Source organism: Pseudomonas sp. JL2, from assembly GCF_031570495.1.
Classification (GTDB): Bacteria; Pseudomonadota; Gammaproteobacteria; order Pseudomonadales; family Pseudomonadaceae; genus Aquipseudomonas; species Aquipseudomonas rhizophila.
This window is the reverse complement of record NZ_JAKUDH010000025.1, coordinates 51,021-63,303: the sequence shown is the minus strand read 5'-3', so window position 1 is coordinate 63,303 and position 12,283 is coordinate 51,021. Positions and strand designations below refer to the sequence as shown.

At 62.4% G+C, this 12,283-nt stretch carries 7 protein-coding genes; 1 reads left to right on the top strand and 6 read right to left on the bottom strand.

What is annotated here, in order from left to right; genetic code table 11:
* Positions 1 to 24: 24 nt before the first annotated feature.
* On the bottom strand, positions 25 to 279 hold the full coding sequence (locus MKS85_RS24625; protein ID WP_047226926.1) for a lipoprotein: 255 nt from the start codon (positions 277 to 279) through the stop codon (positions 25 to 27).
* 283 nt (positions 280 to 562) lie between these two features.
* Between MKS85_RS24625 and MKS85_RS24620 the strand changes: the two genes are divergently transcribed.
* Positions 563 to 2,455, top strand: a complete 1,893-nt coding sequence (locus MKS85_RS24620) for a methyl-accepting chemotaxis protein (protein WP_223194484.1) — start codon at positions 563 to 565, stop codon at positions 2,453 to 2,455.
* Positions 2,456 to 2,569: 114 nt separating this feature from the next.
* Here MKS85_RS24620 and MKS85_RS24615 read toward each other — a convergent pair whose 3' ends face one another.
* The 5 genes from MKS85_RS24615 to MKS85_RS24595 all read right to left on the bottom strand — a co-directional run bounded on the left by MKS85_RS24615 (position 2,570) and on the right by MKS85_RS24595 (position 12,115).
* A complete protein-coding gene (locus MKS85_RS24615) occupies positions 2,570 to 3,166 on the bottom strand; it encodes a DUF924 family protein (protein WP_188251785.1) in 597 nt (198 codons plus the stop codon).
* 3 nt (positions 3,167 to 3,169) lie between these two features.
* Positions 3,170 to 4,180, bottom strand: coding sequence for a class 1 fructose-bisphosphatase (locus tag MKS85_RS24610; RefSeq protein ID WP_047226923.1), 1,011 nt, complete (start codon positions 4,178 to 4,180; stop codon positions 3,170 to 3,172).
* A 251-nt stretch (positions 4,181 to 4,431) separates the two neighbouring features.
* The gene (locus tag MKS85_RS24605; RefSeq protein ID WP_139048855.1) at positions 4,432 to 5,799 is read right to left on the bottom strand and encodes a DUF3999 domain-containing protein; all 1,368 of its coding nucleotides are present in this window, start codon (positions 5,797 to 5,799) and stop codon (positions 4,432 to 4,434) included.
* Positions 5,796 to 9,377, bottom strand: a complete 3,582-nt coding sequence (locus tag MKS85_RS24600) for a DUF2339 domain-containing protein (RefSeq protein WP_310663152.1) — start codon at positions 9,375 to 9,377, stop codon at positions 5,796 to 5,798. The genes MKS85_RS24605 and MKS85_RS24600 overlap by 4 nt, the downstream gene beginning before the upstream one ends.
* Positions 9,378 to 9,664: 287 nt before the next feature.
* On the bottom strand, positions 9,665 to 12,115 hold the full coding sequence (locus MKS85_RS24595) for a glycogen/starch/alpha-glucan phosphorylase (RefSeq protein ID WP_047226920.1): 2,451 nt from the start codon (positions 12,113 to 12,115) through the stop codon (positions 9,665 to 9,667).
* Positions 12,116 to 12,283: the final 168 nt, after the last annotated feature.

Sequence of the window (12,283 nt, the reverse complement as noted above, 5' to 3'; positions counted from 1 at the left end):
CTCCCGCGGGCCGGTGGCCCCGGTTTACTTCAGGCCTTGGCCGGAAAACATCAACACTTTGTCACCGGCGTACTGCACGCTGATAAAGCTCTTCTGGTCGCCCCAGGTGCAACTGGACATGCCGAGCGCGCCCGAACAATCGGTCGGTTTCCCCAACAACGCTTCGACTTCGGCCTTGGGCATGCCGGCAGACAGTTTCGAATAGTTTTCCTGGTTGACCTTGCTGCATGCCGTCAACAAGACGCACAAGGACAACAGGGCGATAGATCGCAGCGACATGGTGTAACTCCTGGAACGGAAGGGGGTGGCAGGGTGCCAACCAGAACCTTAGAAGAGAAAACCCCTATCTGGTTCCCCGACAGACCCAGTATTTGTTGGGCTTTGGGCCGGTGTTTCATGGATGAATCAACCCGTTTGTGACGCCGTCGTGTATTTCGTCGGGATTAGCCTGCACGCGCCTGATTCAAAGCGCTTTGGAGCCGATAAAAAGAGCAGCGCGATGCCAGGTGTTATGGCAAATTGACGCCCCTTCCTGACCAGCTCCTCTGCGGTAGCGTTCTTAATGACCAGAAACATGAAATTCAGCCACAAAATCCTGCTGGCTGCTGCGCTCGTGGTAGCCGTTGCATTCGCCTGCTTCATCCTGTTCAACGACTACCGTCAGCGCCAGGGCTTGCAAGCCAGCACCGAGACCTCCATGCAGGAGCTCGGCAGCCTGACCAGCCGCAACATTCAAACCTGGGTCGAAGGCCGCACCCAATTGCTGCAATCGTTGGCCCAGCAGATTGCCGTGGACGGCAGCAGTGCCGATAGTCTCAAGCGCGCCGTGGGCCTACCGGCCTACACCGGCAACTTCCAGCTCAGCTATTTCGGTGGCACCGACGGCGTGATGTTCTCGGTACCGGCCGGCAATCGTGCGGCCGACTACGATCCCCGCGCCCGTGGCTGGTACAAGGCCGCCAACAGCGCCCAACAAACCATCGTCACCGAACCCTACATCGCCGCCTCGTCGGGCAAACTGGTAATAACCGTCGCCACCCCGGTACAACATCAGAACCAGATGATCGGCGTGGCCGGTGCGGACATCGACCTGTCCAGCGTCAGCGCCATCATCAACTCGCTGAATTTTGGCGGCCACGGCCATGCGTTCATCGTCAGCGCCGACGGCAAGATCCTCATCCACCCCGACAGCAAGCGCGTGCTCAAGACCCTGGCCGAGGCCTACCCTGACGGTGCACTGCACGTCAGCCCAGGCATGAAAGAAGTCGAGCTCGACGGCAAGACTCAATACCTCTCCTTCACGCGGGTCAACGGCGTACCGGGGGCCGACTGGTACGTGGCGCTGGTGCTCGACAAGAACACTGCCCTGGCGATGCTCAGCGAGTTCCGTACTTCGGCGCTGATCGCCATGGTGATTGCCGTAGTATTCATCATCGCCCTGCTGGGCATGCTGATCCGCGTGCTGATGCAACCGCTGCTGACCATGGGCCGCGCCATGCATGACATCGCCGAAGGCGAAGGCGACCTGACACGCCGTCTGACCATCCATGGCCAGGACGAATTCGGCGCTCTGGGCACGTCCTTCAACCGTTTCGTGGAGCGTATTCACACGTCGATCCGCGAAGTGGCCTCGGCCACCGGTCTGGTCAACGAAGTCGCGCTGCGTGTGGTCAGCGCGTCCAACTCGTCGATGGTCAATTCCGATCAGCAGGCTTCACGCACCAGCAGCGTGGCCGCGGCGATCAACCAGCTCGGTGCCGCCGCCCAGGAAATCGCCCAGAACGCCGCCCTCGCCTCGCAACATTCCAGCGATGCCCGCAGCCTGGCCGAAGACGGTCAACACGTGGTGGATAAAACCATCACCGCCATGCAGCAGTTGTCCGCCAAGATCAGCGATTCGTGCGGCAACATCGAAACCCTGAACAGCAATACGGTGAACATCGGCCAGATCCTGGAGGTGATTACCAGCATTTCCCAGCAGACCAACCTGCTCGCCCTGAACGCCGCCATCGAAGCCGCCCGGGCCGGTGAAGCCGGTCGCGGCTTCGCGGTGGTGGCCGATGAAGTGCGCAACCTGGCTCATCGCACCCAGGATTCGGCGCAGCAGGTGCAGAAGATGATCGAGGAGCTGCAAGTCGGCGCCCGGGAAGCGGTCCTGACCATGACCGACAGCCAGCGCCAGAGCGAAAGCAGCGTCGGCATCGCCAACCAGGCCGGCGAACGCCTGGGCAGCGTGACCCAGCGCATCGGTGAAATCGACGGCATGAACCAGTCCGTGGCCACCGCCACAGAAGAGCAGACCGCCGTGGTGGAATCGATCAATGTCGACATCACCGAAATCAACACGCTGAACCAGGAAGGCGTGGAAAACCTGCAAGCGACATTGCGGGCCTGTGCCGACCTTGAACAGCAAGCGACGCGGTTGAAGCAGTTGGTGGGTAGTTTCCGAATCTAGTGCCCGGGCGGGCCCCATCGCGAGCAAGCTCGCTCCCACAGTAGATCTCTTTGCCACAAAGATCCCTGTGGGAGCGAGCTTGCTCGCGATGGCGGCATCAGCCTCACAGCAAAATCAGAACCTGGACCCAGGCCTGTTCAAAAACTCGACTTCCTCAGCCGTGGACTCACGCCCCAACACCGCATTGCGATGGGGGAAACGTCCAAACTGCGCAATGATCTTCTGATGCCGCTCGGCGTAATCCAGGTTGTCTTCGAACACCGCCCGATCCGCCTCGGGCTGCTCGCGGGTCAGTTCGATGAAACGGGACACCGCTTCATTCTGCACCGCCAGGTTTTCGCAATGTTCGAGCACCAAGTAGATGAACACCCGCTGGATAGGTTCGAGTTGCCGGTCGAAACCCGCCGCCATGCCCTGGGCCACCAGCGCTTGGGCACGCAGGTCACCGGAAAAAGCCTTGGGAGAGTCGCGAAAGATCATCCGCGGGAGCTGATCAAGCAGCAGCACCAGAGCCAGCCAGCCTTCGGGGCGTTGCGCCCAGTCGGTCAATCCGCCGGCCAGTGCCTGCTCGACCTGATCGCCGAAGCGCTCTTGCGCTTGGCGATCATGCCGTTTGCCGAACCACAGCTTGCCCTTGTCAGCGGCTATTTCGTCCGGCGATTTGGCTGAGCCAAACCACCAATCGAGCAACGGCTGCCAGGGCTGGGCCATGATTTATTCCTTGTGGTAGGCCGTGGCGCGGGCGACCTCTTCCTTCGAGCCAAGGAACACCGCCACACGCTGGTGCAGGCCTTCGGGCTGGATGTCGAGAATACGCTGGTGACCGTCAGTGGACGCACCGCCAGCCTGTTCCACCAGGAACGACATCGGGTTGGCTTCGTACATCAGACGCAGTTTGCCCGGCTTGGACGGCTCGCGGCTGTCGCGCGGGTACATGAACAGACCGCCACGGGTCAGGATGCGGTGTACGTCCGCGACCATCGCGGCGACCCAGCGCATGTTGTAGTTCTTTTTCAGCGGACCTTCTTCACCGGCCAGCAATTCGCCCACATAGCGTTGTACCGGGGCTTCCCAGTGACGCTGATTGGACATGTTGATGGCGAATTCCTGGGTGGTTTCAGGAATGGTGATGTCTTCGTGGGTCAGAACGAAGCTGCCCATCTCACGGTCCAGCGTGAAGCCTTTGACGCCGTCGCCCAGGGTCAGCACCAGCATGGTCTGCGGGCCATAAATGGCATAACCGGCGGCGACCTGTTCGGTGCCTGGCTGCAGGAAAGCCTTTTCATTCAAGGCTTCATTCTGGCTCAGGTATTCGTTCGGGCAACGCAATACCGAGAAGATGGTGCCCACTGGCGCGTTGATATCGATGTTCGACGAACCGTCCAGTGGGTCGAACACCAGCAGGTAAGCACCCTTGGGGTATTTGCCTGGGATCTGGTAGGCGTTGTCCATTTCCTCGGACGCCATGCCGGCCAGGTGGCCGCCCCATTCGTTGGCTTCGAGCAGGATTTCGTTAGAGAGCACGTCGAGCTTCTTCTGCACTTCGCCCTGCACGTTTTCGGTGCCCATGCTGCCCAGGACACCACCCAGGGCGCCTTTGGATACGGCGTGGCTGATCTCCTTGCATGCACGCGCCACCACTTCGATCAAAAAGCGCAGATCGGCAGGGGTGTTGTTGCTGCGGGTCTGCTCAATCAAATAGCGACTCAAGGTAACGCGGGACATGGACGGCTCCGAAGAATAGGGGGCGGAAAAACCTGCGCAGTTTAGCGCGAGTCGGGACTTAATTCCTCCTATGAGACGGGGAATGGAGGATTGAGTTCACGGGGTCGCGCCTCGCTTGGGTATTTCTGTTGTCGAGAGGACGCTATCGCGAGCAGGCTCGCTCCCACATTTGATCTTCTGCGGACACAGTTTTTGTATACGACATAAATCCAGTGTGGGAGCGAGCCTGCTCGCGATGGGTGCGCAGCACCTCAGTTTTTGACCGGCGGCTTACGCAGCAAGCTCAATGCCATCGCCGCAAGGACCAGTACGCTGATCAGCAACACCGCCCACAAGCCGATCTTCTTCCAGTTGGTCTCGATGGTCGCAGGCGTGGCGGCGGTAACCGGTGTCGAGGTGGCCGCACCGCTCAGCGTCGCCGTACCCAACGTCGCCAGGCGTGACGGCTTGTAATCGGGCACCAGCGTGGCCAGTGGCAGGCTGGCCGCTTTCGCCGTCGCATTGCCCAGCGCCAGGCTGTAGGGCCCCTCGCCCCGCGCCAGGAACACCACTTGGGTCGGGCGCACGGCAAAACGCAAGGCTGGCGCTTGGGCACCGAGGCCGCCGCCACGTTCGTCCACCGTCAGCTTCAATTGCTGCACGGTCTGCCCCGACAGCTGCAGTTGGTTCTGCAACACATCCTGACCGTTCTGGGTCAGGCGATACAGCAAGCCGCTGCCCAGCGATTGCCACGGCTGGCTGCTTTCACGCCGTCCGGCCAGGGTCACTGGTGCCAGGCTGTTGGCCTGGCTCAGTTCGACCTGCACCTGTTCGACATTCAACCCCATGGGCAACTGCCAGGTGTATTGCCCAGCCTTCATGGTGCTGCCGGCCAAAGGCTGCGACCAGACCAACGGCAACGGCAGGCTCTCGCGACTGCCGCTCTGCAACTGGGCCGAGGTCAACACCGGCGCCGATGATGGCGATTCCCATAACAACCGCAGATAACGCGCCGGCTGTCCTGGCAAGCTGACCTCATGCTGCTCCACCCGCTCATCAGCAAAGGTCAGCCGCGCCACCTGGCCTTCGCCCCACGCCTGCCAGTGTTGCAGGTCGTCACTGGCTTCGATGGTGAAGCGCTGGAAGCCGTCGCGCTCGCTGGTCCAGTCGAGGATCAACTGTTGCAAGGGCGCCTTGATCGCACTGGCATCCAGCAGCCAGCCGCGCAGTTCCTCCTCCCCCGCCTCGAGCCGGCTGGACGGTTGCACCTGCACCAGCGTGCCGTTGGCGCTCGATTGGACCCGTACGCTGGGCGCGCGCTCGTTGTCATCGGCGGCGTTGTACAACGGGAACCACTTCACGTCGGTGGTGCTGTGTTCCCGGCTCCGGGCCGTCTCGCGAACCAATGCGTAGGCCTGGGCCTGCCCGGCGGCGTTGAACACCCGCAGGTCGCTCAGATCGGTCTGGCGCGCTTGCAACTGAATCTCCAGGGGCAACGCCAGGCGATACCAGGGCCCCTCGCCGCTCAAGGCCAATGGCACCTGATGGGCAAAGTCCGCCGGCTGTTCCTGGGCCGTCACCGACAAGGCCACCCACAACCCCACCACGCCCAACCCGATGCGACTCAACTTGCGACTCAAGACGACACTCCCTCACTGACAGGTGTTGGCGGCTCGGTCCGCGAGCCCCCTTCCGGGCGTTTTGGCGGCAGCGGCGCGAAGTAGCCCACCACCAACAGCAATACGCCCACGCCGATAAACGACACGATCCGCGCCAGACCGCCACGGTTACTCAATTCGACAAAGAACAGCTTGGCCACCACCACGGCGATCAACGCCGCACCGATCAGCCACACCTCACGACGATGGCGCAGATGCCCACCGATCATCAGGCCCAGGGCAATCAGGGTCCAGACGATGGACAGCCCGGCCTGCACAAACATGGATTCGAGCAACGCATCCAGCTCGAACGGCACGCCGATCCAATGGTGGGCACTGCGCATCACCACGGCGGTGAAGAACGCGAACAGCGACACGCCGGCGATCAACTGGGCGACGTGTCCGGCATGACTCCATCGGATTGCCAGTTGCGCTAGCGCGCTGCGAGCACATACGTAGACGCCAAACAAGGCGAACAGCAAGCCCAGCTCCAACGGATTGAGCAGCGGCACATAGGGCAACGGCTCGGCGCTGCCGTCGCTGAAGGTGTTGGCCAGCCAGAACCAGCCCAGCATCAACAGGGCCAGGGGTGCCGCCGCGTACACACGATATTCGCGTGGATGGGCCGAGACCGGCCACGGCCAGGCCCGCGGCGCGGCCATCAGCACCAGGTACAGGCTCGGCAGAATCGCCCAACCCAGCCAGCGCCAGGCGTTGTACTGCTCGGACAACAGCAGCAGGCCGTAGCGCACCTCCAGCGCCAGCACACCGATCAGCAGCCAGCAACCGAGCACATGGGCGGTGCTGCGCGCCCGAGCCGGCAGCAGCGGCGCCAGACGTTTCAGGGAAAGCAAATGCACGGCGAACACGGCCAACCAGGCCAGCCAGCCGAAATCCGCCGCCGGGTGATAACGGCTATGCCCGGTCGCCACCAGCACACAGCCGGCCACAGGTATCAGCAAGGTGCATAGCAACCCCATCGCCGGCCATTTCAAACGCAGCGCCAGCAATGCCCACAGCGCCACACTGATTGCCGCGACGATCAGCATCAAATGACCTTGCAAGTGCTGCGGTGCAAAGCGCAGCACTTCGCTGCCCCACGCCAGCGCCCACCAGCCTGCCCCCCAGACCAGCAGCAACTCGGACAACCGCTGCAAGCTCAAGGCCTGGAACACCGCCGACGGATGACCACGCTGCAATCGCCACGCGCCCACCAGTGCCGCCAACCCCAGCACCAGCGGTGTCCAGAACCCGCTGTGAGCCAGGGGCCGCAGATCCTCGGCATTCAGCGGCCCGAGCAGCGCCGACCCGGCGGCAAGAAACGCCGCGCCGCCGATCAACTGCAACAACAGACCAAACACGAAACTCACGCGCTGCTTCAGGTACAGGCTCAGCCAGATGATCAGCAGGCCGCTGGCCGCCCATACACCGCTAGCCGTCTGCCAGGGCAGGACGAAGAGCACGGCGAGGTTGATCAGCACCAACCCTGCCAGCAGCACTACCGACAGCCCGCGCAGCAATCGGACATCGTTGCGCACCATGTCATCGCGGGCCGCCAGCAGCATGCCGCCAATCAGCGTCAGGCCGATCAGGGAGGCACTGAGCAAACCGCTCCAGCCAGCGCTGAACACCGCGGTCGAATCCCCTTCGGCCCCCTGCAAACGCAACAGGAACAGCGCACCGCCCAGCAACTGCACCGCGAACGCGGTAAACAGGAAGCTGCGCGATTGCAGGCGCAGGCCCGCCAAGAGCGTCGCCAGACCGGCCAGGGCCCAGGCGATGGCAGTGCCGTGAGTAAAGAAGAACAACGGCGCCAGCAGATAGAGAAAACTCAAGCCCAGCACTGCCAGCACCGGCAGGCCTTGGCGCTCCCAGCGTGTGGCGTGCTCAGGCGCGGTCTTGCGCAACTGGTAGAAACTGAACAGCAAGGCGCCACCCAGCATCAACGCCCCCAGCGGGGCGCCATCGATCAGGCTGCTGTCGCCCTGACGCAACTCGCTGACAAAAGCCAGCGCCGAGCCCAGTTGCAGCAGCAAGGCAAAAGCCCGAGCCAAAGGCCGCTGCTGACGCAGGCCCAGCCAGAAAATCCCCGCCCCTTCCACGGCCCATGCCGCCGCGGTCCACCGAGCATCGAGGCCCAGGGGAATCGCCAGGCTGGCAAAAATCACCCCCAAGGCCAGGCAGGTTTCGGCCAACAGGACGGCGCGCCCCCCCATCAATACCCGCGCCAGTCCCATGTAGATGATGCCCAGGGCCAGGGCGCTGAACGCTGCGGCGAACTCCAGATGCTGCACCAGCGCGAACTGCAGACCGAACCCCACCAGGGGCGGGCCGAACAGCAGGGTGCCGTCCACGTAGTCGCCCTTGCGGGCCGACCAGCGCAATAGCGCATCGCGGCCTTCGTCCTCGGGCCCGTCGCCCATTTCCAGCAGCTTGCGTCGGGTAAACAACAAGCCGATCGCCAGGTACATCAGGAAGAAAACAATCAGGAACGGCTCGGTGCTCCAGAGCAGTTCCGGCCCATAAGAGCGCAAGCCCCAGGCGAAACCGATGCCGAAGGTGCCGACAAAACCAATCAGGTTGAGCAGGCGCCAGGCCTTGAACCAGGCAATCGCCAGAATGCCGGCATTGAGCAGGATGAAGTAGCTGAACAGCGCGACATGGTTGCCGCTGCCGGTGGACGTCAGGATCGGCGCGGCAAAGCCGCCCAACGCTGCCACCGCAGCCAGGCCGAGGGCATTTTGGGTGACCGCCAGAATCGCCGAGAACACCGTGACCGCTACCAGCAAGCCCAGGGCCGCTTTCGAGTCGAGCAGTGGATGCAGGCGCATGGCGGCGAACACGGTCAGGTACAGCACGGCGATCCCGGTGCCCTGCAACATCAGCGCGTAGTTGCTGTTGCGCTGGCGCAACCACCAGCCCAGGCCTAGCAGGCCCAACGCACTGGCCGCGACGCCTGCATAACGCAACTCGATGGGCACGACCATGCCTTCAGTGGCATAGCGCAGCAGAAACGCCAGGCCGAGGAACAACAGCACCACCCCGACCCGCAATACGGTATTACCGCCAAACAGCCAGTTACGCGCCCCCGCGACGGCACGCTCGAACAGATTCGGACCACGAGGGGCAGCCGGTTCCGGCTGGACCGGTTTGGGGGCGGTCGGCGCAGACGTCCATACGTCGTCGGGCAACGGCTGACTGGCTTGTGTGGTCATCGCCGGAAGGGCTTCAAGGTCAGGCGGCAGTTCCCAGACCAGCTCCGGCTCAGGTGGGATTTCGGATTCCGGTGCCTGGGCCACGACGATCTCGGGCGATGGCGCCGGTTCGGAGGCTGCGACCGTGCTGCGCTCAAGCGCGATCAGCCGCTGCTCCAGTGCGCTCAAGGTGCGCTGGGCCGTTTGCAACTGGTTCTGCTGTTCGGCGGCGTGGGCACCGAGGCGACGCAGACCAATCCCCTGAGCGATGCCAAGGCCCAGCAACGCGCCTATCAGCGCATCGGCGAACGACTCATCCACCACCCAGCCAAATGCCAGGCCCAACAGCATCAAAATCCATTGCATGGTCGATATCCCTAAGCGGCCCTTTGCGGGCTTAACCGGGGTGAAGCGGTGCCTGGTTCAGTCTAGTGGAACCACACAAACCTTGTGGGAGCGAGCCTGCTCGCGATAGCGGTCCGTCAGTTACCAAACAGGTTGGCTGACACACCGTTATCGCGAGCAGGCTCGCTCCCACAATGGATTGCTGGCGCCTCAAGTACTAAACCGGCCACACAGCCCGGCGAAACTGGCGCTTAGTATATCGACCAAGCCCAACCACCGTTGGGCTTCGCTCACATTTCCTGCAACTGCTACTCCAGGGCTTTCCAGATGTCGGTGGCGTATTCCCGGATGGTCCGGTCGGAGGAAAACCAGCCCATGCGCGCGGTGTTGAGCACCGCCGAACGCCACCAGTGCTGGGCGTCGTGCCAACGCTCTTCGACCCTGGCCTGGGCATCCCAGTAAGAGTCGAAGTCGGCGCAGACCAGAAAGCGATCGTAATCCACCAGCGAATCGACAAGCCCGGTGTAACGCATCGGATCGTCCGGCGAAAACACCCCGCCGCGAATTGCCTGCAATACATCGTTGAGGCGATGGGACGCGGCAATGTCCGGCGCAGCACTGAACTCGCCGTTCTGCTTGCGGGCCTCCACCTGCTCGGCCGTCAGGCCGAAGATGAACATGTGCTCACCGCCCACGCGCTCATGCATCTCCACGTTGGCGCCGTCCATGGTGCCGATGGTCAGCGCACCGTTAAGACCGAACTTCATGTTACTGGTGCCTGACGCTTCAAAACCGGCCGTGGATATCTGCTCGGAAAGGTCCGCCGCCGGGATGATGCTCTCGGCCAGGCTGACGTTGTAGTTGGGCAGGAACACCACTTTGAGTAGGCCACGCACGGTCGGGTCGTTGTTCACCACACGGGCGATATCGTTGGTCAGCTTGATGATCAATTTGGCCTGGTGATAACTGGCGGCGGCCTTGCCAGCGAAGATTTTCACCCGTGGCACCCAGTCCACTTCCGGTTCGGCGCGGATCGCCTGGTACAGCGCCACCGTGTGCATCAGGTTGAGCAACTGGCGCTTGTATTCATGGATCCGTTTGACTTGCACGTCGAACATCGCCGCCGGGTTCACGGCAATCCCCAAACGCTCGTGAATCAGATGCGCCAAGGCCTTTTTGCTGTGCAGGCGCTGTTCGGCGAACTGTTTGCGGAACGCCGGTTGATCCGCGAACGGCTCCAGCTCGATCAGGCGTTCCTCGGGGTTGTCGAGCACGCTCGGGCCCAGGGCATCGACCATCATCGAGGTCAGTTCAGCGTTGGCCTGAAACAGCCAGCGGCGGAACGTGATGCCGTTGGTTTTGTTGTTGATCCGCTCGGGGTAGAGCTTGTGCAGCTCGGAGAACACCGTGCTGCGCATCAGTTGCGTGTGCAATCCGGACACACCGTTGACGCTGTGGGAACCGAGAAAGGCGAGGTTGCCCATGCGCACCCGGCGGCCATTGTCTTCTTCGATCAGCGACACCGCGCGCAGCACGTCGAAATCGTGCACCCCCTTGGACCGCAGAGCATCGATGTGCTGGGCGTTGATCAGGTAAATGATCTGCATGTGTCGGGGCAACATGCGCTCCATCAGCCCCACTGGCCAGGTTTCCAGGGCTTCGGGTAGCAGCGTGTGGTTGGTGTAGGAGAGCGTGTCCTGGGTGATCTGCCAGGCGGCATCCCAGGCCACGTCGTAGACGTCCACCAATTGGCGCATCAACTCGGCCACGGCGATCGACGGGTGAGTGTCGTTGAGCTGGATCGCCGCGTGGTCGCCCAAGGTCAATACCGAGGTGTGCATGTTGCGATGACGGCGCAACAAATCCTGCAGCGAGGCGGCGACGAAGAAATACTCCTGGCGCAGGCGCAATTCCTGGCCCGCCTCGGTGCTGTCGGCCGGGTACAGCACGCGGGAGATACTTTCGGCCCGGGCCACTTCCGCCACGGCACCCAAATGGTCGCCGGCGTTGAAGCGTTCCAGGTGCAGCTCTTCCATGGCGCGGGCGCGCCACAGACGCAGGGTGTTGACGCTGGCACCGCGCCAACCCACCACGGGCGTGTCATAGGCGATGGCTCGCACGGTTTCACCCGGAGACCAGACTTGCTTGGTATTGCCGGAGGCGTCGGTCACGGTCTCGACGCTGCCGCCGAAGCCGATCGGGTAAACCACTTCCGGCCGCTCGAACTCCCAGGGGTTGCCGAAATCCAGCCAGTGTTCGGTTTGCTCCTGCTGCCAGCCATCGACGATGGCCTGGCGAAACAGGCCGTGCTCGTAACGAATGCCGTAGCCATGGCCGGCAATGCCCAAGGTGGACATGCTTTCCATGAAACATGCCGCCAACCGGCCGAGGCCGCCGTTGCCCAACGCCGCATCGGGTTCGAGCAGGCGAATGCGCTCCAGATCCACGCCCAGTTCGGTCAGGGCTTCGCGCGCAGTGTCCAGCAGACCGAGGTTGCTCAGGCTGTCATAGAGCAAGCGGCCGATGAGAAACTCCAGGGAGAGGTAATAAACGCGCTTCTGGCCCTTGCGGTAAATCTGCCGCGTGTGGTCCATCCAGTGCTCGACCATATGGTCGCGGGCGGCCAGGGCAATGGCTTCGAACCAGTCGTGATCAAACGCATGATCCGGGTCCTTGCCGACGGCGTAAGTGAGTTTGGTCAACACGGCATCGCGAAATGCAGCCACTTCGGCTTCGCGAACAAGTGGTTCTTGAGTCATTGATGAGACCTCGAACGAGCATGAAATTGTCTGAGCCTAGACGGTCTGACAGGCACTACAGGCGCAGGTTCGTTGGTTTTTCCATGGCGACGGAGAATCGCCGCCAGGGAATTGCCGTATGGGCGAATGAATGCAGGGGCCGTGCCGGTCCTGGGAGAGTTTTACCGG

Excerpts from the sequence above, each read along its gene's own strand:
- MKS85_RS24625 (WP_047226926.1), bottom strand. The coding sequence starts at position 279 with ATGTCGCTGCGATCTATCGCCCTGTTGTCCTTGTGCGTCTTGTTGACG.
- MKS85_RS24620 (WP_223194484.1), top strand. The coding sequence starts at position 563 with ATGACCAGAAACATGAAATTCAGCCACAAAATCCTGCTGGCTGCTGCG.
- MKS85_RS24615 (WP_188251785.1), bottom strand. The coding sequence starts at position 3,166 with ATGGCCCAGCCCTGGCAGCCGTTGCTCGATTGGTGGTTTGGCTCAGCC.
- MKS85_RS24610 (WP_047226923.1), bottom strand. The coding sequence starts at position 4,180 with ATGTCCCGCGTTACCTTGAGTCGCTATTTGATTGAGCAGACCCGCAGC.
- MKS85_RS24600 (WP_310663152.1), bottom strand. The coding sequence starts at position 9,377 with ATGCAATGGATTTTGATGCTGTTGGGCCTGGCATTTGGCTGGGTGGTG.
- MKS85_RS24595 (WP_047226920.1), bottom strand. The coding sequence starts at position 12,115 with ATGACTCAAGAACCACTTGTTCGCGAAGCCGAAGTGGCTGCATTTCGC.